Annotated in this window: 30 protein-coding genes, 5 pseudogenes and 1 riboswitch; of the genes and pseudogenes, 24 read left to right on the top strand and 11 right to left on the bottom strand. The window is 30.8% G+C overall.

The window, feature by feature from the left end; genetic code table 11:
• Positions 1–156: 156 nt before the first annotated feature.
• The 3 genes from DYE57_RS12435 to DYE57_RS09145 all read right to left on the bottom strand — a co-directional run bounded on the left by DYE57_RS12435 (position 157) and on the right by DYE57_RS09145 (position 1,523).
• Positions 157–354, bottom strand: coding sequence for a hypothetical protein (locus DYE57_RS12435; RefSeq protein WP_232619770.1), 198 nt, complete (start codon positions 352–354; stop codon positions 157–159).
• 43 nt (positions 355–397) lie between these two features.
• On the bottom strand, positions 398–682 hold the full coding sequence (locus DYE57_RS09150; protein WP_115313765.1) for a hypothetical protein: 285 nt from the start codon (positions 680–682) through the stop codon (positions 398–400).
• Between the two features lie 103 nt (positions 683–785).
• Positions 786–1,523, bottom strand: coding sequence for a poly-gamma-glutamate hydrolase family protein (locus DYE57_RS09145; RefSeq protein ID WP_115313764.1), 738 nt, complete (start codon positions 1,521–1,523; stop codon positions 786–788).
• A gap of 398 nt (positions 1,524–1,921) precedes the next feature.
• Between DYE57_RS09145 and DYE57_RS09140 the strand changes: the two genes are divergently transcribed.
• Positions 1,922–2,155, top strand: a complete 234-nt coding sequence (locus DYE57_RS09140) for a hypothetical protein (protein WP_115313763.1) — start codon at positions 1,922–1,924, stop codon at positions 2,153–2,155.
• A 59-nt stretch (positions 2,156–2,214) separates the two neighbouring features.
• Here the strand turns inward: DYE57_RS09140 and lnsA are convergent, their stop codons facing one another.
• The 3 genes from lnsA to tsaA form a co-directional block, all read right to left on the bottom strand.
• Positions 2,215–2,793, bottom strand: coding sequence for a lipoprotein N-acylation protein LnsA (gene lnsA, locus DYE57_RS09135; RefSeq protein WP_115313762.1), 579 nt, complete (start codon positions 2,791–2,793; stop codon positions 2,215–2,217).
• Between the two features lie 204 nt (positions 2,794–2,997).
• On the bottom strand, positions 2,998–3,186 hold the full coding sequence (gene tsaT / locus DYE57_RS09130; protein ID WP_115313761.1) for a type II toxin-antitoxin system toxin TsaT: 189 nt from the start codon (positions 3,184–3,186) through the stop codon (positions 2,998–3,000).
• 30 nt (positions 3,187–3,216) lie between these two features.
• Positions 3,217–3,474, bottom strand: a complete 258-nt coding sequence (tsaA, locus tag DYE57_RS09125; protein ID WP_115313760.1) for a type II toxin-antitoxin system antitoxin TsaA — start codon at positions 3,472–3,474, stop codon at positions 3,217–3,219.
• Between the two features lie 447 nt (positions 3,475–3,921).
• Here tsaA and DYE57_RS09120 point away from each other — a divergent pair.
• A pseudogene (locus tag DYE57_RS09120) lies at positions 3,922–4,115 on the top strand (YozE family protein).
• On the opposite strand, the gene DYE57_RS09115 reads toward DYE57_RS09120, so the two are convergent.
• Positions 4,107–4,343, bottom strand: coding sequence for a hypothetical protein (locus tag DYE57_RS09115; protein ID WP_115313759.1), 237 nt, complete (start codon positions 4,341–4,343; stop codon positions 4,107–4,109). The pseudogene DYE57_RS09120 and the gene DYE57_RS09115 sit on opposite strands and share 9 nt — an antisense overlap.
• A gap of 236 nt (positions 4,344–4,579) precedes the next feature.
• Between DYE57_RS09115 and DYE57_RS09110 the strand changes: the two genes are divergently transcribed.
• Entirely contained in the window at positions 4,580–5,152 is a 573-nt protein-coding gene (locus DYE57_RS09110; RefSeq protein WP_185802537.1) for a histidine phosphatase family protein, read from the top strand.
• A gap of 105 nt (positions 5,153–5,257) precedes the next feature.
• On the opposite strand, the gene DYE57_RS09105 is transcribed toward DYE57_RS09110, so the two are convergent.
• Positions 5,258–5,764 carry a GNAT family N-acetyltransferase gene (locus DYE57_RS09105; RefSeq protein WP_115313757.1) on the bottom strand — a complete coding sequence of 169 codons (507 nt, stop codon included), beginning with the start codon at positions 5,762–5,764 and terminating at the stop codon, positions 5,258–5,260.
• Between the two features lie 404 nt (positions 5,765–6,168).
• Positions 6,169–6,591 (bottom strand): organic hydroperoxide resistance protein, encoded by a 423-nt coding sequence (locus DYE57_RS09100; protein WP_115313756.1) that lies wholly within the window; start codon positions 6,589–6,591, stop codon positions 6,169–6,171.
• A gap of 164 nt (positions 6,592–6,755) precedes the next feature.
• On the opposite strand from DYE57_RS09100, the gene aroD reads away from it, so the two are divergent.
• Positions 6,756–7,472, top strand: a complete 717-nt coding sequence (gene aroD / locus DYE57_RS09095) for a type I 3-dehydroquinate dehydratase (RefSeq protein ID WP_115313755.1) — start codon at positions 6,756–6,758, stop codon at positions 7,470–7,472.
• A gap of 78 nt (positions 7,473–7,550) precedes the next feature.
• Entirely contained in the window at positions 7,551–8,093 is a 543-nt protein-coding gene (locus tag DYE57_RS09090; RefSeq protein ID WP_115313754.1) for a nitroreductase family protein, read from the top strand.
• 75 nt (positions 8,094–8,168) lie between these two features.
• Here the strand turns inward: DYE57_RS09090 and DYE57_RS09085 are convergent, their stop codons facing one another.
• Positions 8,169–8,495: a thioredoxin family protein gene (locus tag DYE57_RS09085; RefSeq protein WP_115313753.1), complete on the bottom strand. Its 327-nt coding sequence runs from the start codon at positions 8,493–8,495 to the stop codon at positions 8,169–8,171.
• A gap of 145 nt (positions 8,496–8,640) precedes the next feature.
• Here DYE57_RS09085 and DYE57_RS09080 point away from each other — a divergent pair, with 145 nt between their 5' ends.
• From DYE57_RS09080 to DYE57_RS09045, 8 genes and pseudogenes are all read left to right on the top strand, one after another.
• Positions 8,641–8,994 carry an arsenate reductase family protein gene (locus DYE57_RS09080; RefSeq protein WP_115313752.1) on the top strand — a complete coding sequence of 118 codons (354 nt, stop codon included), beginning with the start codon at positions 8,641–8,643 and terminating at the stop codon, positions 8,992–8,994.
• A gap of 172 nt (positions 8,995–9,166) precedes the next feature.
• Positions 9,167–9,547 carry a glycine cleavage system protein GcvH gene (gcvH, locus tag DYE57_RS09075; protein WP_115313751.1) on the top strand — a complete coding sequence of 127 codons (381 nt, stop codon included), beginning with the start codon at positions 9,167–9,169 and terminating at the stop codon, positions 9,545–9,547.
• Positions 9,548–9,905: 358 nt separating this feature from the next.
• The gene (locus tag DYE57_RS09070; RefSeq protein WP_115313750.1) at positions 9,906–10,292 is read left to right on the top strand and encodes a toprim domain-containing protein; all 387 of its coding nucleotides are present in this window, start codon (positions 9,906–9,908) and stop codon (positions 10,290–10,292) included.
• The gene (locus tag DYE57_RS09065; protein ID WP_115313749.1) at positions 10,285–10,581 is read left to right on the top strand and encodes a thioredoxin family protein; all 297 of its coding nucleotides are present in this window, start codon (positions 10,285–10,287) and stop codon (positions 10,579–10,581) included. Before DYE57_RS09070 ends, DYE57_RS09065 begins: the two co-directional genes overlap by 8 nt.
• Positions 10,582–10,638: 57 nt before the next feature.
• Positions 10,639–10,748, top strand: a riboswitch (SAM riboswitch).
• A gap of 93 nt (positions 10,749–10,841) precedes the next feature.
• Entirely contained in the window at positions 10,842–11,867 is a 1,026-nt protein-coding gene (locus DYE57_RS09060; RefSeq protein WP_115313748.1) for a methionine ABC transporter ATP-binding protein, read from the top strand.
• Positions 11,860–12,553, top strand: a pseudogene (locus DYE57_RS09055) (methionine ABC transporter permease). The gene DYE57_RS09060 and the pseudogene DYE57_RS09055 overlap by 8 nt, the downstream one beginning before the upstream one ends.
• Before the next feature lie 20 nt (positions 12,554–12,573).
• Complete coding sequence (locus tag DYE57_RS09050) at positions 12,574–13,383, top strand: MetQ/NlpA family ABC transporter substrate-binding protein (RefSeq protein ID WP_115313747.1); 810 nt, start codon at positions 12,574–12,576, stop codon at positions 13,381–13,383.
• 437 nt (positions 13,384–13,820) lie between these two features.
• Positions 13,821–14,012: a CsbD family protein gene (locus tag DYE57_RS09045; RefSeq protein WP_115313746.1), complete on the top strand. Its 192-nt coding sequence runs from the start codon at positions 13,821–13,823 to the stop codon at positions 14,010–14,012.
• A gap of 67 nt (positions 14,013–14,079) precedes the next feature.
• Here the strand turns inward: DYE57_RS09045 and popT are convergent.
• Positions 14,080–14,944 (bottom strand): annotated as a pseudogene (gene popT / locus DYE57_RS09040) (polyprenyl-phosphate transporter PopT).
• 322 nt (positions 14,945–15,266) lie between these two features.
• Here popT and sufC point away from each other — a divergent pair.
• The 11 genes and pseudogenes from sufC to DYE57_RS08985 all read left to right on the top strand — a co-directional run bounded on the left by sufC (position 15,267) and on the right by DYE57_RS08985 (position 25,817).
• Positions 15,267–16,028, top strand: a complete 762-nt coding sequence (gene sufC, locus DYE57_RS09035) for a Fe-S cluster assembly ATPase SufC (RefSeq protein ID WP_115313745.1) — start codon at positions 15,267–15,269, stop codon at positions 16,026–16,028.
• A gap of 96 nt (positions 16,029–16,124) precedes the next feature.
• Entirely contained in the window at positions 16,125–17,441 is a 1,317-nt protein-coding gene (gene sufD, locus DYE57_RS09030; RefSeq protein WP_115313744.1) for a Fe-S cluster assembly protein SufD, read from the top strand.
• A gap of 63 nt (positions 17,442–17,504) precedes the next feature.
• On the top strand, positions 17,505–18,746 hold the full coding sequence (locus DYE57_RS09025) for a cysteine desulfurase (RefSeq protein WP_115313743.1): 1,242 nt from the start codon (positions 17,505–17,507) through the stop codon (positions 18,744–18,746).
• Positions 18,736–19,200, top strand: a complete 465-nt coding sequence (gene sufU, locus DYE57_RS09020; RefSeq protein WP_115313742.1) for a Fe-S cluster assembly sulfur transfer protein SufU — start codon at positions 18,736–18,738, stop codon at positions 19,198–19,200. Before DYE57_RS09025 ends, sufU begins: the two co-directional genes overlap by 11 nt.
• A 230-nt stretch (positions 19,201–19,430) precedes the next feature.
• Positions 19,431–20,828 carry a Fe-S cluster assembly protein SufB gene (gene sufB, locus DYE57_RS09015; RefSeq protein ID WP_115313741.1) on the top strand — a complete coding sequence of 466 codons (1,398 nt, stop codon included), beginning with the start codon at positions 19,431–19,433 and terminating at the stop codon, positions 20,826–20,828.
• A 178-nt stretch (positions 20,829–21,006) separates the two neighbouring features.
• Positions 21,007–21,393 (top strand): cystatin-like fold lipoprotein, encoded by a 387-nt coding sequence (locus DYE57_RS12430; RefSeq protein ID WP_115313740.1) that lies wholly within the window; start codon positions 21,007–21,009, stop codon positions 21,391–21,393.
• A gap of 118 nt (positions 21,394–21,511) precedes the next feature.
• Positions 21,512–21,709 (top strand): hypothetical protein, encoded by a 198-nt coding sequence (locus DYE57_RS12425; protein ID WP_232619657.1) that lies wholly within the window; start codon positions 21,512–21,514, stop codon positions 21,707–21,709.
• Between the two features lie 181 nt (positions 21,710–21,890).
• On the top strand, positions 21,891–21,992 hold the full coding sequence (locus DYE57_RS12895; protein ID WP_232619658.1) for a DUF5084 family protein: 102 nt from the start codon (positions 21,891–21,893) through the stop codon (positions 21,990–21,992).
• Positions 21,993–22,668: 676 nt separating this feature from the next.
• Positions 22,669–23,695, top strand: a pseudogene (locus DYE57_RS08995) (hemolysin family protein).
• Between the two features lie 58 nt (positions 23,696–23,753).
• Positions 23,754–24,780: pseudogene (locus tag DYE57_RS08990) on the top strand (NAD(P)H-dependent flavin oxidoreductase).
• A gap of 188 nt (positions 24,781–24,968) precedes the next feature.
• Positions 24,969–25,817: a DUF72 domain-containing protein gene (locus DYE57_RS08985; protein WP_115313739.1), complete on the top strand. Its 849-nt coding sequence runs from the start codon at positions 24,969–24,971 to the stop codon at positions 25,815–25,817.

Raw genomic sequence — 25,817 nt, 5'->3', positions numbered from 1 at the left:
TTAAACACTCACAGAGTGCAACACGTATAGGGTACCACAAAAGTATATTTATAGCTATTTAACTTATCTAAAAATAATATTATGATTGTTAAACTTTTGTTAATATAAATTGACAACTTTTCAAAATTAAATTTTCCCTATATCAAAACGCTCAATTTAATTCCTACCAAAAATGCTTATTTCTAAATTTTTAATAAAAACATATAAGGTATTATCATATACATTCATTTTATTCTCATCAGAAATATTGATTTCGACAAGTATCTTAAATGTGTCATTTTCAAGTGGTTCAACAATTGAAATGTCGTTATGATTTCTTTGAACAAGAAATTGCTGTTTGGAATGATTACTAATGTTCCAATCTTACATAGAATGATACCTAACTTTATTTAATATATTAACCAAAGCTTCGCTCAATCTCAGTAAATGCTTTCGTCGTAACTTTGATATTAAAGATTTTATTATCTTCAATATCACCTTCTAAATATCCCTCATTGATTAGAACTTTGCAGTTATGAATAAAATCTTCATATTTTCTATCACAAAAGTAATCATCTTGTGCTGTTACTGAATCTTTAAAATGATTTGCATCTTCTTCAGACTGACCAGCATTAGATCTTTCCATATAAAGTTTATAAAATTTTGCAATTGTATATTTTTGTTCTTTAGTAAGGTTATCCATTAAAAAGTTCCCCTCCAAAATTAATAGATATTATGTTATACCCATAAATAAAAAGAGTTATAAACACAATATTTCTAAAACATCATAACAATTATTTTAGAATTTAATCTGCTTTTTCGATACCTTTTTGCACAGCGTTCGCAAATTTGTAAAATTCTGGAGTATATTTATCAGTATTACTACGATCTAATTTATAATGTTTAAAAAATCCCTTTCTTAAAGCAGTGGTTAATTCTAATTGAATACCTAAATTTGATTCATTTTTATTTACGAAATTATCAGATGATTGCGCGTCAATGTTTTCAGGACTTTCTTTAACTGTAAATCCTTTTCTACGTAGTTGTGTTGCGATGGCTTTAGACATACCTTTATTTTTACCGCCTATATAGACAATCGGGTCGTCACCAGAAAATCCATGTATCGAAATGGTTTTTTTTGTATCTTTTAGTATTTTTTGTAAATGAGGTTCATTGAAGTGAGTAGAGGTAATATGTAGTTGGTCATTATTTGATTTACGTAAACCTTCAAATGTAAAGAAGTTGTATTTACCGACATTAGAAATACGTCTAGCTATCTCAGTTGTTCCAGGTTCAATTCCTCCACCATGTATTGCTGTAACTACTATTTTTTTATTTTTACGTGTTTTTGTATCTATTCGCCAATCTTTGTTTTTATGAGTATTCTTTTTTAATTCATTAAAATCACTATAACAATCAGAGGACGATGATTTAGTTGTCTTCAATGTGTTATAGAGGATAATGACTACAATAACAATGGCGATGATAATTAAAGTTAGAAAGATATAATATAATTTTGAATAAAGGCTCCCTTTTTCTCTCATTTTGACTCCTTTTTATTATAAATTTGTAATTTAACTCATAAATAATAACAATAATTTTGTTCTAATAACAAGTAAAACAACTTTTATTTTATATTTTAAAATAATTTAAATAATTTTAAAAGTCTGGATGATTTATGTTGCTTGAAAGAATTATTGTTTTATTTATTAAAATTAAGGTAGCTATAATAAGGTGATTTCAGTTTAAACTTTGTAGGGAAGACAACTCAATATACTAAGGCATGCATTATTAATACCCTTTTTCAATTCATATATGTATTGTAATGCAACTTGATTTATATTTGTAAAAATAATTTATTGAATAAATAAAATAATCTAATTACATTCATACTACCTTAACAAAAATGTGGTAAATTTAAATAAAGGGATGTGATGGTGTAATGAATAAAGAACTATTAAGAAAGTATTTAAACGATGATGTTTTTAAATCTGTAGTGGTAGTGATTGGGAATAAGAAAGTTGTTTTAGAAAACGATATACATGTTGACTATGAGAATGAAATTATTATTTATCCACTCAAAAATTGCACGCGTATTATACCTTTTAGTTCAATATCTTATCTAGACTTGTTAGATAAGAACGATCAGTTTATTAATTATTTTAAAGAGGATTAGTAAAAAATTCCTATCAATGTTCAATAAAGATTGCTTCCTTTTATCTCATTGATAGGGTTTTAATATGTCTTTACTAATTTAAGGCGATACGCATCAGTAAAATTATCTTTCAATGCGTAAGTAGAGATAATATAAAGACCATGGTCACTCACCGCATTTTTACTTACGCCATACTTATATGCTTGGTAAATAATTTTGGTACAATATGTAAACTTTTTACTCGTTAAATTAAGTGTGACAAGATAACGGCTGTTGCTGTTTTCATAGTTTTCTTTAGCCCAATGCGCGGCCTGTAGTCCAGCAGCAGGTTTAACACAACGATAAATTTTAACCCATTCATTTTTACCTGTACCAAAACGATTTCGGTAAGAAGTAAATGATTCAGTAATAGGTTTGTCACCTGGACCTTCTATTTGAAGAACAGTTTGATGGTCAATAGCAATGCTCGAATGGTCGAAAAAACCAAACAAAACGGGGCCTTTAGTAATGATGATATCCCCAGGTTGGAGTTGAAAGGATTTTTGATGATTTTTATATGAAGAAGGATATACATTGTTATTGGTTATCAAATATGTAGAAAATAATGCAATAAAAACTAAAGAAAAAGATATTAATAGGTATTTTTGTTTAGTTTTCATTTGTTATAAAAGCTCCTTAAAAGTTTAATTAAATGAATAACTCGATTCAATTAATGATTTAATATTTAATGGCTATTTTAAATTTACAATCTTTATACGAAAAATGCATCTCTAAAAGTCGCATGAAATCTAACTTTTAAAGATGCACCATTTAAAATTGAATATTCTTTGACTCTCAACATAATATGCTAGACACGTAGTCGGTTACAAAATTCCAAATATAAGCGTGTAGATAAGTATGGCAATACCAAAGATTAAGAAGATGACTGTAAAGCCTAAGTAGGATTCTTTTCTTTCTTCTTTTTTAGTTTTTAGCATTGTAATTAATAAGATAGTTCCTGCAATAATAAACAGTATGGCAAGCCATAATAGGATATAAAAATGTAAACTCATAGTTAACCCTCCTTGCAATTAAACTTTGCATTAAATGAACTCATAAAGAATAGGATAGATATAATATAGTGCTAAAATGATATTGATAAAAAATAAAATTTCACTAAATAAATCAGTATACACAATAGCTATTGTTAAACTTGTAAGTAAAGTAATACCACAAATGATTAATCCTGGTACTAACCACAAATTGTTATCAATATTCTCGTTGTAGGTAATGAGTACGTTAAAAGCCATAAATAGTATAGTTAATATCACGTTAATTACATTTATTCTAATTAGTTTCATGGTGTTTCACCTCATTAGATACTATTATGCTAGCACTAGGTTATTTATGTACTATAATATCATTTATTACACACAGGTAAATATATTATCTTTAATAAAATTCAATTTACATGTTTATTTTTATATCTTTTGAAAATCTATTAAGTAAATAAGAGGGAAGATATTTTAATTTATCAATCTGTTACTATCTTTTAAATAATAAGAATTTTCTGACTATTAAACGTATTTAATTATATAATATTATTTCTAGTTATATCTGACTTTAATTAAATGAAATTCAACAAAAACTTTATTTTAAAATTTCAAAAAGAAGAACAAAGTAAAAAAGTGAAAAAAATAAAATTTTGCACATAGATAATCTTGAGCAATTCGGTATGATTAGTACATGAATTACTACAGTAAAGATTAAAAGTGTCAATTACACTTTTAAATAGGGGATGAATTTCGATGTCATTTTATGATTTTATTCTTCAATTTAGCAATGATGATACACTGCTACGAAGTTTAGCTAAGTATATTTTAGATGATATTCATTTCCCTTGTGAAGAGGAGAATAACAAACGTACGTCCTTTTTAATTATAATGATCATGAGTTAATTGAAAGTACGAACAGAGCGATTAGTTTATATAATTTAATTTGAGTAATACCAATTATGAGTTTTAAGCGCTTTCCAAACGTCTTTTGTTTTAAAATTAATTTCATTGTTACGAATGGAAAAGGGTTTAAGAACATTTTTATCTAACCAGGTGTTAATTAATTCTTTAGGAACACCATCTAATAACATATCAGTTTTACTAATGATAAAACATTCCCAATCTAGTGAGATTGAACTAGGATTTACATAATTACAGTTATTATGGTTATCCATCATTAACACTCCTTTAATAAATGTAAATCTGATGTTAAGTTATACCCTTGTTGAATATATTCAAACAAGTTATCCTTCAATTTTCTGATTTTCCTTAATACACATATTTTTAAAAATAGTTATAGCTATATTTACTTATAGAAAAGTCAATGCTTAAATGAAGATAGAAATTAATTTATAAACTTTCATTTAAGAAATGTTAACAAAGAGGTGTTCGGTGTTGACACAAACATTATATTTATTGCTTGCGACATGGTCAAACAGTTTTTAATTTAAAAGGAAAGATACAAGGTGCGAGTGATTCACCATTAACATCACTAGGAATTCAACAAGCACTAGCAGCACAAAAATATTTTAAGACAAACAATATTCAATTTGATACTTTATATACCTCCCCACAACAACGTGCATGTGGCACTTTAGAAAATGCAGCACCCAACCAAGCATATCAAAGGATTAAAGAATTGAAAGAGTGGAGTTTTGGTTTGTTTGAAGGTGAAAGTATTGAGTTACTAAGAGCAATTAAAGAACCTAAATATTTATATGGAGATGCCGTTGTGCCATTTGGTGGTGAAGCTAGAGCTGAGGTTGAAAATCGTGTGTGCAACGCTTTAGAGGGTGTCATGAAGAATAATAATGGAAATAATACTTTAGAAGTCAGTCATGGTAGTACAATAGGACTGTTTATTAGAAAAGTATTAGGTTATAAAAAAGGTAGTCAATATGACATTGGCAATTGTAATATTGTCAAATTTAAATATGATGACGAACGATTCACATTTTTAGAAATCATTGATCCAAAAAAATAATAAACTCAACAAAAATTTGTTGAGTTTATGGAAAGACTGCGACATTACTGATGTCTCATTTTTTAGATTAAAAAGAGGTAGCTTATCTTAGATATTGCACTCATTTTAATTACTATCTAAAGAATCTGAAACATAATAAATGAGCCAATTTTCATCAAAATATTCATCACCAATTTTACTAGCATTTTTTTCAAAAGCTAGATTTTCAAAACCAATTGAGCTAAAAAAGACTTTAGCACTGATATTATTAGACGCAATTGTAGTCATTAACATTTCAATTTGGTGCTCTCTAGCGTAGTGAATAATATAATTGATTAATTCTCTATTAACAATTTCATCATTATCTTTGACAAAATTATTTTCAAGCACTGCTTTGTGATTTTTACCAACATAGTTCATTTGTTTAAGTGTACAAGTCGCTACGAGTTGATCCTTTTCAAAAGCCCCAAAAATATTCCAAAATTTAGTATCTTGTGACAATATTTTATTAAGTCTATCTTTGCTTACATGCTCTAAGTAATAGCGATCCCAATCATAACTATGGTAACCATTTGACATTAATTCTATATAAGATTCTAAATCATCCTGGTTTAATAAACGGATATTGTTCATGGTGACCTCCCCATTAAAAGAAATTACATAAATATATATTATCTTATAGTAAAGAGACTTATTAAATACATAATAAAAGAATTATTAAAAATACGCAATAATCGTTTTATAATACCAAAAAACAATCTATGAAACTTATTTATTTTGAGTTTTTAAACAAAAAATTATAATTTTGAATTACTATCTATTATTGTGTATAAAATGAATTTACTACATTCTATTGTAGCGAAAATTTTATAAAGCAAAAGCTTTTTACTAAATCTTAATAAAAATATAGTTTAAAAGGTGTTAAAATAGCGTATTTATACATAATAAGTAATAAAAATTCCGATTGAAATTCATTTAGAACTTCAATCGGAGTAGAGTTAAACTACAATATCTTAAGAAATATGAGTTAGGATAAGTTAATCTACTACTTCAACATTCAATTTAACGTCTATATTGCCACGAGTTGCTTTAGAGTATGGACAGAAATCATGTGCTTCTTGTAAATATTTTTCAGCGTCCTCTTGAGATAAAACATTTTTTACTTTTGCATGAATATCAACGCCTAGTTTAGGACTTTCAGCGTCTGGATCGTCTTCTAAACGTACAGTTAATGTCACTTCAGGTTCAGCGTCACGTACTTTATTTTGTTTTAAGATAAGGTCGACTGCGCCGTTAAAACATGAAGCATAGCCAGCTGCAAATAATTGTTCAGGATTTGTCGCATAGCCATCTGCTTGTTGTGGCGGTAATACATCTACATTTATTGCACTATCGTCTGTGTGGACATGTCCTTTACGTCCACCTACGTTTGTAGCTTTAGTTTCATATTGAACTGACATATTAATTACCTCCTAATTTCGTATGTATTTGTGTATTACCCATTGATTTATGAGTTAAATCATCAGACTTTTATTTTTTTAGAATCAATCGTGCTAAAGTAATTTGTAATAAATAAAGTGAATCATATAAAATAAAGATAATATAATAGGAATTGAGGGATAAGATGTCTCATGTAGATATAGCAGCAACGATTGCACCTGAAGTAGAAATAAGTCAAATATTACTAGATGATTTGAATCGATATAAGGATTCAATTGACATAATAGAACTAAGAATTGACCAATGGTTTAAATTTAATATGGAAAGATTTAACTTTGTAATAAAACAATTAAAGACTTTTAATTTTAAAATATTAGTTACATACCGAACAGCTTCTCAAGGTGGCAAAGGAGATTTAGAAGAGAAGGACTATTTAGATATAATAAATCAGATAATACAAAATCATCAATTTGATATGTTAGATATTGAATGGAGTCAGTCGATGAATCTAGAATTATATGCTAATGTAATTCAACAAGCTCAACGTCAAGGTATAGAAATTGTGTTATCACATCACAATTTTAAAGAAACACCCTCATTAGAAGATTTAAAATTTATATATTTTAAAATGCAAAAATTACAACCTAGTTATTTAAAACTAGCAGTTATGCCTCAATGCAAAGAGGATGTATTACACTTACTAGAGGCTATGAGCGTAACAGTGGATACTACGCCATATAAAGTTGTAGGGATAGCGATGTCTAATTTAGGAATAGTAAGTCGAATTGCACAAGGTGTGTTTGGAGGTTCTATTTCTTATGGATGCTTGGACCAACCTAAAGCACCTGGTCAAATTCATGTTCAACAATTAGAACAACTGATATCAGTGTATCATGCTTAAGCCAAAAATTTGAAATTCATAAGAACGTCAATTATAATTGATAATTGTTATCAACGTACATGAAGGGAGCGAATTAAAGTGGAATTACAAGAAGCGATATCTAGTCGTCGAAGTATCAAGAAGTTTAAACATGAAATGGCCATTGACGATAAGGCATTGTATGATGCTATTGAAAAAGCTACAGACGCTCCAAATCATGGGATGAGAGAACCATGGCGTGTGGTTCATATTGCAAAAGATAAACTCGGTGATTTTAGTCAAGATATAACAAGATTTGCATTTCCAGATAGTCCAGAGAAGCGTGAGGATCATTACAATGCAGTAACAAATTTAGGTGGAATGTTATTACTCATTTTAAAAGATGATCCAAGACAACGACAAAGTTGTGAAAATTATTTCGCATTCGGGGCATTTACTCAAAATTTAATGTTGCTTTTATATGAAGCAGGTATAGGCACATGTTGGAAATCACCACAGTATATTTTTGAACCCAAAGTACGTAAAGCTTTAGGTGTTAAAGATAATGAGATTCTAGCAGGTTTTTTGTACTTAACAGATTTAGAAGTTGTGCCTACAAAAGCTCAACGTAAAAATAAAAATCTAATTACTGAGTTTGAATAACACTTCCATGATTAAGAGTGATTATAATCAACAAGCTTCCCCTCTATCATTTGCACTATAAGGTGGAAGCTTATTTTATTTCAAAGTCAAATTCTCATCTAAAAATGATTCAACTTGGTCAGGTGTTTTAGCATTTGCTGAGTGAAGATGTGCCAATTTTTTACTATTTTTAAATATTAGAATACTAGGGATACCCATTACATTGTTTTTAGTTGTGGTCTCTTCAAGTTCATCACGATCCACAACATACCAATTATAATTATTAAATTTCTCTACAATCGGAGTAATCCACATATCCATTGCTTTACAATCTGGACACCAATCAGCTTCAAATTTCACGATGACAGGTTCTTGACTATTAAGAATAGAATCAAACTCTTCAGTTTTATGAATATTTTGCATAGTTTTATGCTCCTTTTCTAAGATTTAGTAAATTTATTATAACTAATGTTATCTTTTTAATAAAAATATTAGCCTAAAAACTAAAGCGTTCTATCTAAGAACATGGTATATTTGAGTTAATATAGAGAAGGAGGTAATATAACGAATGATCAAATTTTATCAATATTCAAATTGTACGACTTGTAAGAAAGCCGCTAAATTTTTAGATGAATATGGTGTGAGTTATGAACCAATTGATATTGTTCAACACACACCAACTAAAAAAGAATTTGAAGAAATCATCGACAAAACAGATGTAGAAATTAGCAAATTGTTTAATACACATGGTGCGAAGTATCGTGAATTAAAATTAAAAGATAAGCTTAAAAATATGTCAGATGATGAAAAATTAGAATTATTAGCATCTGACGGAATGTTGGTAAAACGTCCATTAGTTATCTCTGGAGATGATATCACTTTAGGTTTTAAAGAGGACGATTATAAACAGCATTGGTTGTAATTTTATTGCTTTGTCTTAAAAAGTGAACATTAATAGTAAATTATTAGTGAAAATGATGTTTTATAAACTTAAACACGAATTTTAATTAACATTATCTTTTAGATAATAGTTGAATGAATAATTTCAGTGTGGCATCATTAAATTGTAATTAAATAATTAGGAGGGGATTCTCGTGGCAGTACCGAGCGAATTTAAGTATTCTAAAGAACATGAATGGGTTAAAGTTGAAGATAACGTAGCAACTATTGGTATTACGGAACATGCTCAGAATGAATTAGGTGATATCGTATTTGTTGAGTTACCTGAAACAGATGATGAATTAAATGAAGGTGACACTTTCGGTAGTGTTGAATCAGTTAAAACTGTGTCAGAGTTATATGCACCAATTTCAGGTAAAATCATCGAAGTGAATGAAGAGTTAGAAGATAGTCCTGAATTTGTTAATGAATCACCATATGAAAAAGCATGGATGGTTAAAATAGAAATAAACGATGAAAGTCAATTACAAGAATTATTATCAGCGGATCAATACTCAGAAATGATTGGTGAATAGTACGTTTAAACTCCTCGATTATACAAAATCAAGGAGTTTTTTTACAAGGGTTGTAAGTTAAAACTGTTGAAGTAATCATCTCAGGATTATAGCAGAACATTAAATGAGTTCTTTTAAATAAACAACAATAGTAAAAGTATATCAATTACATATGAAACTAAAATTTAAATCATTACTAGCAGAGTATTGATTGATATTAATGGTTAAAAATTGTAGTGAATTGTGGAACGCTTGAGCTAAGCTCATGCATCAGTGACACTAGCAATTAAAAATTGCAGTGTCACTTAATGTTTAGTTTTTTGGGATTCTGTGAATTATGTAAGTGACAGTTCTATCGACGCTTAGAAGGTGGATTGACATGACTATTGTAAATAAAGTAATCATTGTTGAAGGTAAATCGGATAAGAAAAGAGTACAACAAGTTATCGCTGAACCCGTTAGTATTATTTGTACCCATGGCACAATGAGTATAGATAAGATTGACAATATGATAGAATCACTTTATGGTAAACAAGTTTATGTTCTTGCAGATTCTGATGACGAAGGAGAGAAAATTAGAAAATGGTTTAAAAGATATTTAAGCGAAAGCGAACACATATATGTTGATAAAACATATTGCGAAGTAGCAAAATGTCCAAAAAATTATTTAGCTAATGTTCTGAATAGATATGGTTTTACTGTTCGTAAAGAGAAGAATCTTATGCCTAATTTAAACACTGAAAGGTTAATTTTAGTTAATGAATAGATCTAAAGATCTTAAAGATATAACAGAAAATTTCAACAAAGATAAATATCTCATTTTTGGTTACACACCTATGTGTGGTACATGTAAAATGTCTGAAAAGATGTTAGACATTGCTAATGAAATTGTACGCTTACCTGTAATAAAAGTTAATCTTAATTTTCATCCTGAATGGAGTAAAGAAAAAGAAATAATGTCAGTACCCGTTTTGTTAGTTATCAATAGGGATACAGAGCTGAAGAGAATTTATGCATTTCAATCAGTACCTTATTTGTTAGAAAATTTAAAATAATTATTGACGAAACTTTAGCACGGTGGTAGGATTAAAACAAATTAAATGATGCGTAAACTCTTATCAAGAGAGGTGGAGGGATGTGCCCTATGAAGCCCGGCAACCGTCTGATATAGAAATGGTGCCAATTCACATAAAGTTTAACTTTAAACTTTAGAAGATGAGAGAAAGAATATATGACTAATGCTTTCTCAAATTTTCTAAAGATTGAGAAAGCATTTTTTTAATTTTATTTAAGCAACATTAAGGAGGCTATTAACGTGATTGAGTTAAATCAAATTGTTAAACGATATCACACGAAGAACAAAGATGTTCTCGCTGTTGATCACATTGATTTAAATATTGAATCAGGCTCAATTTTTGGCGTTATTGGTTTCTCTGGTGCTGGTAAGAGCACGCTAATTAGAATGTTTAACAATTTAGAAACTCCAAAATCTGGAGATATCATTATAGATGGAGACAATATTAGTCAATTATCTAAGTCAGAGTTACGTAGAAAACGTCAAAAAGTAAGTATGATTTTCCAACATTTCAACTTATTATGGTCTAGAAATGTAATGAAAAACATTACGTTCCCACTAGAGATTGCAGGTGTACCTAGTGGGACTGCTAAACAAAAAGCACTTGAGTTAATAGAACTTGTAGGTCTTAAAGGGCGTGAAAATGCTTATCCTTCTGAATTGTCAGGTGGACAAAAGCAACGTGTCGGAATAGCTAGGGCTTTAACGAACAACCCGGATGTTCTATTATGTGATGAAGCTACGAGTGCATTAGATCCACAGACTACAGATGAAATTCTTGATTTATTGCTAAAGGTTAGAGAACAACAAAATCTTACTATCGTTTTAATCACACATGAAATGCATGTGATTAGGCGAATTTGTGATGAAGTAGCTGTAATGGAGAGTGGTAAAGTCATTGAACAAGGTAAAGTTAGTAAGGTATTTGAAAATCCTCAACATGAAGTGACTCAACGATTTGTTAAAGATGATTTAAATGATAATTTTGAGGAATCATTAGACGAATTAGAACCATTAGGTAAAGATGCTTACATAGTAAGATTAAACTTTACTGGCAATAATGTGACACAACCTATCATTTCATATATAACAAAAATGCATCATATTGACTTTAACATCCTTGAAGCTGATACTAAGAATACTAAAAATGGCTCGTTAGGTTTTTTAGTGATTCATATTCCACACATTAATATAGAGTGTTTTAATCAATTTAAAAATGATTTACATGACCAACACGTGAATGTGGAGGTGTTGAGACATGGGTAAATCATATAGCGAAATATTTCATGAAATGTTTATAATGCCTAACGTTCAATGGCCTGAGGTGTGGCAAGCTATATTAGAAACACTTTATATGACTGTTGTTTCTACATTTTTCGCCTTTATTTTTGGATTGATTTTAGGAGTATTACTCTTTTTATCGGCTAAGAGTGATTCTGTAGCTGCGAAGGTCTTTTATACAATTGTTTCATTTATAGTCAATTTATTTAGAGCGATTCCTTTTATTATTTTAATCTTATTACTTATACCATTTACGAGTGCTATTAGGAACAATAAGCGGACCTACTGGAGCACTACCAGCTCTTATCATAGGTGCTGCGCCATTTTATGCTAGATTGGTTGAGATTGCATTTAAAGAAATAGATAAAGGCGTGATTGAAGCTGCATGGTCAATAGGAGCCAACACTTGGACAGTTGTAAGAAAAGTTTTACTCCCGGAAGCTATGCCAGCGTTAGTTTCTGGTATTACGGTTACTGCCATTGCATTAGTCGGTTCAACAGCTATTGCAGGCGTTATAGGTGCTGGTGGGTTAGGCAACTTAGCATATCTAACAGGATTTACACGAAACCAAAACGACGTCATCTTAGTTTCTACGGTATTCACCTTGATTATTGTATTTATAATTCAATTCCTTGGGGATTGGATTACAAATAAAATTGATAAACGATAAAGAAAAGGGGACCATGCTTTATGAAAAAATTATTTGGAATTATTTTAGTCTTAGCATTAACAGTTGCATTAGCTGCTTGTGGTGGTGGCGACAAGAACAAAACGATAACAGTAGGTGCATCACCAGCGCCTCACGCTGAAATTTTTGAAAAAGCTAAGCCTTTACTAGAGAAAAAAGGATATGATTTAAAAATTAAAACAATTAACGATTACACTATACCAAATAAATTGTTAGATAAAGGTGAAATCGATGCTAACTTCTTCCAACATACACCATATTTAGACACTGAGAGTAAAGAAAAGGCTTATAAAATTGAATCTGCAGGAAATGTAGAATTAGAACCGATGTCAGTTTATTCTAAAAAGTATAAAAGCCTAAAACATTTGCCAAAAGGTGACACAGTATATGTATCAAATAACCCTGCTGAACAAGGACGTTTCTTAAAATTCTTCGTAGACGAAGGCTTAATTAAACTAAAAAAGGGCGTTAAAATTGAAGATGCAAAATTCAGTGACATTACCGAAAACAAAAAAGATATTAAATTTGATAATAAACAATCAGCAGAATATTTACCGAAAATTTATCAAAACCAAGATGCTGATGCAGTTATCATTAATTCTAACTATGCAATTGATCAAAAACTAAGTCCTAAGAAAGACTCAATTGCATTAGAATCACCTAAAGGTAATCCTTATGCTAACTTAATTGCAGTTCAAAAAGGACATAAAGATGACAAAAAAATCAAGGTTTTAATGGAAGTTCTACAATCTAAAGACATTCAAGACTACATTAAAGATAAATATGATGGTGCAGTTATACCAGCTAAATAATTTATAGAAACCAGTAATATTACTTATGCTAAAGCCCGTAAAATGAATGATAGTAATCATCATTAGTACGGGCTATTTAAATTTTAAAATTATAATTTCACAATAGATTTTGAAGCATTTTTATTATTTTGTTAGTGTGCCTCTATATAGAATGCCTACACCCATTCCATTGTACTTATTTTGGTAGTCAAATTTTAATATTTCAATATACGGATGATCTTTCAAAAATCGATTTACTTTTTTATTGAGACCATTTTCAGTCATAGCTTTAAAATTAATAAATGCATAATTTAACTTTATTATAATATTGGTGTGGATGAATAAAAATAAAAGATAGGCATATTTTTAGTTATATATAAATTATTTTCTATAGGAATGTTTAATAACAAATATGCGGGGTATTTAAAGACTAAGTTAAGAATTAAGGAGGAATTACATTGGCTGAAGATAAATTTGAACAAGCTAAAGGTAATATTAAAGAAACTGTAGGGAATGCTACTGATAATAAAGATTTAGAAAAAGAAGGTAAAGGTGACAAAGCATCTGGTAAAGCTAAAGAAGCAGTAGATAACGTTAAAGAAAAAGCTAACGATGTTATTGATAAATTTAAAGGTAATAAAGGCGACTAATTTTCATGCTTTGAACAATATAAGCTCTCACGTACAAAATCGTACTTGAGGGCTTAATTTATGTGGTTTAAATTGATTTATTTTCATTACGATCGGTAATCTTACCAAGTATATAACTGACTATAAAACCAATTATTAGTGTAAGGGATATGATATTAACCATTGAAAGGCATTGGTGGGAATTCCAGGGAAAATTGCATATAGCTCCAATAACAAAACCAATAATTAATGCCAAAGTCATAATGGTATGATGTTGCAAGAAATATTTAATTAAGCGACTAGAAATCATGAATCCTGTAAGAATGCCTAAACCAATGATGAAAATAATTGGTAATGCTTTGAAATTAAGTTGAACAAGCTCGGAAAGTGCAAACATAATGGTACCGTATGCCCCAAAAACTAATAACATAAATGATCCTGATATACTTGGCAATAACATTGCACTTGAAGCACATATTCCAGCTAAATAATATTTAATAATAAGACCGAAAGATAAAGATAGTGTCTCACCAGAATGTTTATCTCTATGATTGAGCAATGTAAAAATTACAATAATGGCAATACCAATAAAGACCATTAAATAATATTTCAACTCAAAAGTTTGTTTGAAATTAGAAATATTTAATAGATATGGAATAATTCCAATAATATGACCCGTAAAGAAAAACATAGTAGGTATATTGTGATTGCTGAGTAAATAATTGAATAAATTGCTTAATATACTTATTGCTATTATCATTCCTATTCAATATAGGAAGTAAAAATTTAAAGCTAGTCCAAAAGCGTTTAGAGAATAGTCCACTCATTGAACTAATAAATTTATCATAAATGCCAAGTAGTAAAGCAATAGTGCCACCACTTACACCAGGCACTAGGTCGCTGGTTCCCATTGCAAAACCCTTAAGGATATTAATCCATTTTAAATTGTTCATGTGTGGCTCCTTTCAAAAATGATTTAAAGGTTAAAGTGTGTCATATCATAAAAATGGAAGTTGCGGTCATGATTTAACTAATATGTCTAAAAATTGGCTATTGAGAAATCGAACGTTTCTTTATCATTTAATCTCAATGAAAGCGTTTGATAAAAATAATTTTATTTAAAGAATTAATCTAAAAAAGCAGTTTAAAAAGTTTATATTGAAGACTAAGTACGTTATAATGAAGAGAATTGAAATTCGCTGAGTCTTTTTGACTATAGATTAAAATTATTATAAACTAGTTAAGAAAACTTTATATTTTACGGAGGGAATATAAATGTCATCAACATTAGAAATTAAGGACCTACATGTGTCTATTGAGGATAAAGATATTTTAAAAGGTGTTAATTTAACTGTTAATACAGGAGAAATACACGCAATTATGGGTCCTAATGGTACTGGTAAATCAACATTATCTTCTGCAATTATGGGACATCCAACATACGAAGTTACACAAGGTGAAGTATTATTAGATGGCGTAAATATTTTAGAATTAGACGTTGATGAAAGAGCGAAAGCAGGTTTATTCCTTGCAATGCAGTATCCTTCAGAAATTACTGGGGTAACAAATGCAGACTTCATGCGTTCAGCAATCAATGCTAAACGTGAAGAAGGGCAAGAAATAAACCTAATGCAATTTATCAAGAAATTAGATAAACAAATGGATTTCTTAGATATAGATCAAAATATGGCTCAACGTTATTTAAATGAAGGTTTCTCTGGTGGGGAGAAAAAACGTAATGAAATCTTACAATTAATGATGTTAGAACCTAAGTTCGCAATTTTAGACGAAATTGACTCAGGATTAGATATAGACGCACTGAAAGTAGTATCTAAAGGTATTAATCAAATGCGTGGAGACGATTTCGGTACATTGATGATTACGCACTATCAACGTCTGTTAAACTATATTACTCCTGATAAAGTACATGTGATGTATGGTGGTAAAGTAGTTAAATCTGGTGGTCCAGAACTAGCTAAACGTCTTGAAGAAGAAGGTTACGAGTGGATTAAAGAAGAATTTGGTGCAGCTGAATAGTCATATTCCACTAATTTAGCATTGAGATGTTCACATTGAATGATGAAAATGAACATGCTAATCGAAAATATTTCATCAAGTAGGAGGATTAAAGTTATGACAACGGAAACTTTGAACATTTCTGAAGAACAACTTGTTGATTATTCTAAAGCGCACAATGAACCTTCTTGGATGACGGAATTACGTAAAAAAGCGTTGAAATTAACAGAAACTTTAGAAATGCCAAAACCTGATAAAACTAAATTAAGAAAATGGAATTTTGATACGTTTAAACAACATTATACAACTGGTATAGCTTATGATAATTTATCACAATTACCAGAAGCTGTTAAACAAATTATAGATGTTGAAAACTCTGAGAATTTAGTTATTCAACATAATAATGAATTAGCATATACGCAAGTATCTAAACAAGCTGATAATGATGATGTCATTATTGAAAGTTTAGCAGAAGCAATGACCAATCATAGTGACTTAGTTCAGAAATATTTTATGACAGAAGCAGTTGGAGTAGATGAACATCGTCTCACAGCCTTGCATACTGCTCTAGTCAATGGTGGTATTTTCGTTTATGTACCTAAAAATGTTGCAGTTGAGCATCCAATTCAATATGTTGTTTTACATGATGATGACCAAGCGAGTTTCTATAACCATGTCATTATTATTACTGAAGAAAGTGCTGATGTGACATACGTTGAAAATTATTTATCAACTGCAAGTGGTGAAGGTAACCAAATTAATATAGTTTCAGAAGTGATTGCAGGTGCTAATTCTAACATCATATATGGCTCTGTAGACTATTTGGATAATGGGTTTACAGGTCACATCATTCGCCGTGGCTCTGCAGATGCTGATGCATCAATAAATTGGGCATTAGGCTTGATGAATGAAGGCAATCAAATTATTGATAATACAACAAACTTAATTGGTGATCGTTCAACTAGTGCAATAAAATCAGTCGTTGTGGGTACCGGTGATCAAAAGATTAATTTAACGTCTAAAATTGTTCAATATGGTAAAGAAACAGATGGTTATATTCTGAAACATGGTGTTATGAAAGAAAATGCCTCATCAGTATTTAATGGTATCGGCTATATCAAACATGGCGGTACTAAATCTGTTGCTAACCAAGAATCACGAGTTCTTATGCTTTCTGAAAATGCTCGAGGAGATGCAAACCCGATTCTCTTAATCGATGAAGATGATGTAGAAGCAGGACATGCAGCATCTGTGGGTCGAGTAGATCCAGAACAACTCTATTACTTAATGAGCCGTGGAATCTCAAGAACTGAAGCGGAAAGATTAGTTATTCATGGTTTCTTAGATCCAGTTGTACGAGAATTACCTATTGAAGATGTAAAGCGTCAGCTTAGAGAAATGATTGAACGAAAAGTTTCTAATATAATACATTAAACCAACAAAAGTTATATCTTAATAGAGTTAGATTTTTAATTATTAGAAAGGTCGTGAAAAACAGTGGCCGAACAAAATTTTGATGTCAATTCAGTCATCAAAGATTTTCCAATACTTGAGCAAAAAGTTAATGGCAAACGATTAGCTTATCTAGATTCAACTGCAACAAGTCAGACACCTAATCAAGTTTTAAATGTGCTTGAAGATTATTACAAACGATATAATTCAAATGTTCATCGTGGCGTTCACACTTTAGGATCTCTTGCCACAGATGCTTATGAAAGTGCACGTGAAACTGTGCGTCGTTTTGTTAATGCCAAGTATTTTGAAGAAATCATTTTTACTAGAGGCACAACAGCTTCTATCAACGTAGTTGCACGTAGTTATGGAGATGCTAACGTTGAAGAAGGCGATGAAATTGTAGTGACTGAAATGGAACATCATGCAAATATTGTTCCATGGCAACAGTTAGCAAAGCGTAAAAATGCCACATTAAAGTTTATACCAATGACAGACGAGGGCGAACTTCGATTAGAAGACATTAAAGCAACGATTAATGATAAAACTAAAATTGTAGCTATCGCACATATTTCAAATGTATTAGGTACTATCAATGATGTTAAGACGATTGCTCAAATTGCACATGCTCACGGAGCTATTATTAGTGCAGATGGTGCGCAAGCTGCACCTCATATGGCTTTAGACATGCAAGATATTGATGCAGATTTTTATAGTTTTAGTGGACATAAAATGTTAGGTCCAACTGGTATTGGAGTCTTATATGGAAAAAGACAGTTATTACAAAGTATGGAACCTGTTGAATTCGGTGGAGATATGATTGACTTTGTCAGTAAATATGATGCGACGTGGGCAGATTTACCAACAAAGTTTGAGGCTGGTACTCCACTTATTGCTCAGGCAATCGGTTTAGCAGAAGCTGTTCGTTATATTGGAAACATAGGCTTTGAAACAATCCATCAACACGAAAAGGAATTAACTGAATACGCTTATGATCAAATGCATTCTATAGAAGGTTTAGATATTTATGGTCCACCTAAAGAACGTCGTGCTGGTGTGATTACATTTAATTTAGCTGATATCCATCCACATGATGTGGCTACTGCAGTTGACACTGAGGGTGTGGCAGTACGTGCTGGTCATCATTGTGCTCAACCACTCATGAAATGGTTGAATGTTTCTTCAACTGCACGTGCAAGTTTCTACATTTATAACACAAAAGAAGATGTAGACCAATTAGTTCAAGCATTGAAACAAACGAAGGAGTTTTTCTCTTATGAATTTTAATAATTTAGATCAATTATACCGATCTGTAATTATGGATCATTATAAAAATCCTAGAAACAAAGGTGTCTTAGACAATGGTTCAATGACTATAGATATGAATAACCCTACTTGTGGTGACCGTATACGTCTTACTTTTGATATTCAAGATGGGATTATTAATGATGCAAAGTTCGAAGGTGAAGGCTGTTCAATCTCAATGTCAAGTGCATCTATGATGACTGAAGCAGTTAAGGGTCACTCACTTGCTGAGGCAATGCAAATGAGTCAAGAGTTCACTAAAATGATGCTTGGTGAAGATTATGAAATTACAGAAGAAATGGGAGATATTGAAGCACTTCAAGGTGTTTCACAATTCCCAGCTCGTATCAAATGTGCCACACTTGCTTGGAAAGCACTAGAAAAAGGTACAGTTGAAAAGGAAGGTAAATCAGAAGGAACAACTGAAGAAGAGTAATTGTGTATCTTAGTTCGTTATCTTTTGAAGTATTAAACATATTGTTATACTGTTACTACAACATTTAAAAATAGCACATACTAAAGTGAATATAGCTCTATGATTTCGACAATTATAGCACTGTTTATGATAGAAATTCGTTTTTATCATCATTAATCATAGATTTTTATGACAAGTACAAAGTATATATGCACGTTGTTTATTAATTATAAATTCAAGGAGTGATTGAAATGGCTAAAAAAGCACCTGATGTTGGGGAGTACAAATACGGATTCCACGACGAAGATGTGTCCATTTTCAGATCAGAGCGTGGTTTAACGGAAAATATCATTACAGAGATTTCTAAAATGAAAGAAGAACCCCAATGGATGCTAGATTTCCGTCTTAAAGCACTGAAACTATTTTATAAAATGCCGATGCCACAATGGGGTGGAGATTTATCTGAACTAGACTTTGATGATATTACGTATTATGTAAAACCCTCCGAACATACTGAGCGTTCATGGGATGAAGTGCCTGAAGAAATCAAACGTACATTTGATAAATTGGGTATTCCAGAAGCTGAGCAGAAATACTTAGCAGGAGTATCTGCGCAATATGAATCGGAAGTTGTTTATCATAATATGGAAAAAGAGCTAGAAGAAAAAGGTATTATCTTTAAAGATACTGATAGTGCGTTACGTGAAAATGAAGAACTATTTAGAGAATACTTTGCATCTGTCGTACCCGCTGCAGATAACAAATTTGCTGCTTTAAATTCAGCAGTATGGTCTGGTGGTTCATTCATTTATGTACCTAAAAATGTTAAATTAGACACACCACTACAAGCATACTTCCGCATTAACTCTGAGAATATGGGTCAATTCGAACGCACATTAATCATTGCTGATGAAGGTGCATCAGTAAACTATGTAGAAGGTTGTACTGCACCAGTTTACTCAACAAGTTCACTACATTCTGCTGTTGTTGAAATTATTGTACACAAAGATGCACATGTACGTTATACAACAATTCAAAACTGGGCTAACAACGTTTATAACCTAGTAACTAAACGTACATTTGTCCACGAGAATGGTAATATGGAATGGGTAGATGGAAACTTAGGTTCTAAGCTGACAATGAAATATCCTAACTGTGTACTTTTAGGTGAAGGCGCTAAGGGCAGTACATTGTCTATTGCGTTCGCTGGTAAAGGACAAGTTCAAGATGCTGGTGCCAAGATGATTCATAAAGCACCTAATACATCTTCAACTATCGTTTCTAAATCTATCTCTAAAAATGGTGGCAAAGTTATCTATCGTGGTATTGTTCATTTTGGACGTAAAGCCAAAGGTGCACGTTCAAACATCGAATGTGATACATTAATCCTAGATAATGAATCAACTTCAGATACCATTCCTTACAATGAAGTATTTAACGACAATATTTCATTAGAACATGAAGCTAAAGTTTCAAAAGTATCAGAAGAACAACTATTCTATCTTATGAGTCGTGGTATTTCTGAAGAAGAAGCGACAGAAATGATTGTTATGGGCTTCATTGAGCCATTTACAAAAGAATTACCAATGGAATACGCAGTAGAAATGAACCGTTTAATCAAATTCGAAATGGAAGGTTCAATTGGTTAATTTAAAGTCAATTATAAAATGTTCAATTATCAACGAATCGTTTTGTGATTCGTTGGTAGTTTTTTTATGTCAATAGAATTGGTAACAATTAATTGAGCCTGGGACATCAATCATAGTTCAGGTATTTTTCTTTTAGATTTTATATTATTAAATAATTCAATAAGTAGAAGGGGACAATATAAAAAAATTACTCATCTTAAATTTATTATTTCTGATTATATTAGTAGTTGAGTGTAATAAGGATTCGAAAAATCAACACGATAATTCTCAATATCATGATGAAATTAAAAAGATATTAAAAATTCAAGAAAAAATACATCAAAAAATGGTCCATAAAAGTGATAAAGTTAGACCAAAATTTGAAAAAGGAAAAGTCAATAGATACTTTTTCAAAGACGGACAAATGATTATTAGTTATAAATTATTCAAAAATAAAGAACAACTATTCTATGCTGCAGCTGCATATGAAATAAAGGGAGAGAAAGTCTACTATATACAAGATATAAATCCTAAAGATTATATTAAAGAACATCAATCTGATTATAAGGATATACGTACAAAATAAAAGGAGAATATGATGAATAAAGCAATTAATATTACCTCATTGATAGGAATCATTTTACAAAGTTTTTCTAATCTACTGTTTTTAGTTTTCTTGGTATTATCGATTACTGGAGTCATGGATGCTTAATTTTTCTACAACACTTAATGGTAAAACAACAGTGCATAGTGCAGAAACCGCACAACATGCTTTTAGTGTTGGTTTTTTGGTTGTGTTCATCATTGCAATTTTTTCACTCATTTTTGGAATTATTGATATGAAGAAGAAAAAAGTAATTCTATGGCAAACTGTGTGTTTTATATTATTGGTGCAATATTAAGTTTAAATATGATTACTTTTATATCTTGGTTAGTGTGTGGAATATTATTAATTAAAATAAATAGACAAAATAAAGGCGTTACAGACAGTGAAACACATTTGGTGGATTAGCTTATCTTTATCTTTAGTTTTTAGTTTAATGAGTTCATATGGTTTTTTAATGGCGTATTGCATTAAATATAATGTGGTTAGTGGTATATACACCCTATCATAATAGTAGAATATTTGAAAGTATATCAAAACCGACTGTATACTTATCGATAATAATGACATATTTTATATAGTTATGAAAGAACAATTTTTAAATATGGGTCTTCAAATATGTGGTAATGTATTTAATCACTTTGGTTTTAGGGGCTTTACTATTTACGTATGGCTCGTTCTTAGTTTTTAAGATTCAGCAAAAACAACTGAATACGTGAGTGAAAAAGGGGTTAAACACATTGGCTTGTTTAACCTCTTAAAATTAGTCATTAATAGATTAATACAAGTGATAGCAATTTTTCTTAATTATAATATCTTTTATTTCTCTAATTTATTTAAGCATGATTGTTCCAACAACAGAAGACGAAAGTGATTTAATCCTCGGAGGGAGTATATACTTATTATGTGTATGTGCTTTCTTAATAAGAAGTTATTTTAATTGTTCTTGGTATTTATATCTAATTAAGAATGAGGACAAAAAGCTAAAATAAAAATTAGAAAGTTAATAGTGATTATTGGGTATTACTTTTGTATGTAAACTGGCTTTCTTAATAATCAATATACTTATTATAAAGGCATCGTTAAGCACGTTACTGACTTCACAAAAAGTAAACACGATTAACTTAAAAAAGTATTGCTTTTTATTTAAATGTTGGCTACGTTTGATCAATAAAACAATATAAAATATAAGTTTGATAAATCATTCCTCGGGAAATAATGTATTAATACGGATTAAATCATAAGGAGAAATGCATCATGATTATTGCAATTATACTATTGATATTTATTTCATTTTTCTTTTCAGGTAGTGAGACAGCATTAACAGCCGCGAATCGCACTAAGTTTCAAACTGAAGCTAAAAAGAGTGACCGTAAGGCTCAAGGGTTTAACAAAGTTATTAGATAAACCAAGTGAGTTTATCACTGCTATATTAATCGGTAATAATGTGGTAAATATTATTTTACCTACACTCGTGACAATCTTAGCGCTAAATATTGGTGCTAATGTTGGGATTGCTTTTGCCATCATCACGATAGTTATTATTTTGATTTCAGAAGTAATACCAAAATCTATAGCAGCGACATTTCCAGATAAAATATCGCGGTTAGTTTACCCTATCATTCATATTTGTGTCATTGTGCTAAAACCTATTACACTTCTCTTAAATAAAATGACAGATGGTATTAATCATGTGCTTTCTCGAGGACGTCCTGTTGAGAAACGCTTTTCAAAAGAGGAAATTCGTACATTATTAAATATTGCAGGCCGTGAAGGAGCATTTAATGAAGTTGAAAATCCCCGGTTACAAAACGTTATGGATTTTGAAAAATTAAAAGTTAAAGATATAGACACAACACCACGTATCAATGTCATTGCTTTTTCGAAGGACATGACATATGATGAAGCCTATGAAACGGTCATGGATGAACCTTATACACGTTATCCAGTATACGATGAAGATATTGATGATATTATAGGAGTTTTTCATTCAAAATATTTATTAGCCTGGGGTAAACAAAAAGAGGATGCAATTACTAATTATGCCTCGAGTCCTCTACTTGTAAATGAACACAACCGAGCTGAATGGGTATTGCGTAAAATGACAGTAACGCGCAAGCATTTAGCAATTGTGCTTGATGAATATGGTGGCACCGATGCTATTGTGTCACATGAAGATTTAATAGAAGAACTATTAGGCATGGATATTGAAGATGAGATGGATCAAGAAGAGGAAGAAAAATTAAAACATCAAAAGTTTCCTCAAAGTATCATGCGTTCGTAATATCAACTAAGGGGAGTACGAAATGTGGAATAACAATCAAATGACATAGGTCTTAGGAATAAAATATCCTATTATACAAGCAGATATGGCAGGGAGCACAACACCTCAACTTGTTGCAACGGTAAGTGAACAAGGCGGTTTAGGTACAATAGGTGCTGGTTATTTTAATGCTGAAAAGTTAGAGAGTGAGATTAAAAAGGTTAAGCAATTAACAACTCGGCCTTTCGGAGTAAATGTATTTGTCCCAAGCCATCATCGCTATTTACTAGGTCAAGTTGAACACATGAATGCGTTCTTAGAGCCATATAGACGTGCATTTAATTTAGAAGAACTTGTAGTTAATGTGACTGAAAAAATACAATTCAAGCAAGCTATAGATATGATTATTAACCAATGTGTCTCTGTGTGTTGCTTTACATTCGGAATTCCAGATTATGAAATTATTCAAAAACTAAAAGAAACCAAAGTAACATTAATTGGTACAGCCACTTCTGTAGATGAAGCAATTGAAAATGAACGTGCTGGTATGGATATTATTGTAGCTCAAGGTAGCGAAGCGGGTGGACATAGGGGCTTTAGATAATGGTAATCATACGCCAATGATTGGAACGATGTCTCTTGTACCTCAAATCGTTGATGCTGTGAATATACCTGTTGTAGCAGCGGGTGGCATTATGGATGGTAGAGGACTTCTCGCAAGTATGATGTTAGGTGCACAAGGTGTTCAAATGGGTACAGCTTTCTTAATTTCAGATGAAAGCGCTGCGAATGAACTGTTGAAAAACGCTATCTTAAATAGCAAAGAGACAGATACTGTAGTGACGAACGTGTTTAGTGGGAAGTATGCTCGAGGAATCCATAATAAATTTATTGATCAGATGAGTCAATATGATGGTGAGATTCCAGATTATCTCATTCAAAACCAACTAACAAATAGTATTAGAAAGACGGCAGTTCAAGATGGAAAGACTGAATTTACACACATGTGGAGTGGTCAATCACCTCGTCTTGCTGAAAGAATGCACGCTTCAATGATGATGAATAAAGTGATTACACAAGTTGAGCATAAGTTAAATAATTTCTAAACAAATATATAACGATATCATGAAACTCCTTACTTTAAAAAAGTAGGGAGTTTTTAAGTTGAAATTCATTTATTAATATATTTATACCTATATTCTCAAAATAAATGCAAACTAAAGAAAGTGTAAATTTAAGTTAACTAGAGTGAATCAAAGATTTGTAATATGGTATCATGTTAATGGTGATAAAAATGATAGAGATAGGTCTAACAGGTTGGGGAGACCATGACACATTGTATGAAGATTTAGAGCGTAAAACTGATAAGCTCAAAACTTATGCGAGTCATTTCCCAGTTGTAGAATTAGACGCTTCGTATTATGCGATTCAACCCGAACGCAACATATTTAAATGGATTAATGAAACCCCTAAACGATTTCAATTTATTGTTAAAATTCATCAAGCGTTAACGTTGCATGCAGATTATAAAGATTATGCAGAAACACGAAATGACTTATTTGAACAATTTAAAGCTATGATTCAACCTTTGAAAGTGCATGATAAGTTAGCGATGATACTTGTACAATTTCCTCCTTGGTTTGATTGTAATGTACAAAATATTAAATACATACTATATATAAAAAAGCAATTAGCTGATTTTCCAATTTGTGTTGAATTTAGACACCAATCTTGGTTTGATGATTGTTATAAAGAACAAACGTTATCTTTTTTAACAGAACATCAGATTATACACTCTGTCGTGGATGAACCTCAAATTAAAGAAGGTAGTATTCCACTGGTGAATAGAATTACGAATGAGGTTGCCTTAGTTCGCTACCATGGTCGTAATAGACATGGTTGGACAAAAAAAGATATGACAGACCAAGAGTGGCGAGATGTAAGATATTTGTATAATTATAATGAAAAAGAGTTAGTAGATTTAGCTCAGAAAGTTGAAATACTTAATCAAAAGGCTAAAAAGGTCTATGTGATTTTCAATAATAATTCTGGTGGCCATGCTGCTCAAAATGCTAAAACATATCAAGATATTTTAGGTATCGATTATGAAGGATTAGCACCACAACAATTAAAACTATTTTAA

Source organism: Staphylococcus saccharolyticus, from assembly GCF_900458815.1.
Taxonomy (GTDB): domain Bacteria; phylum Bacillota; class Bacilli; order Staphylococcales; family Staphylococcaceae; genus Staphylococcus; species Staphylococcus saccharolyticus.
Note: the sequence above shows the minus strand (reverse complement) of the source record. Positions and strands in the feature narration are given on the sequence as shown.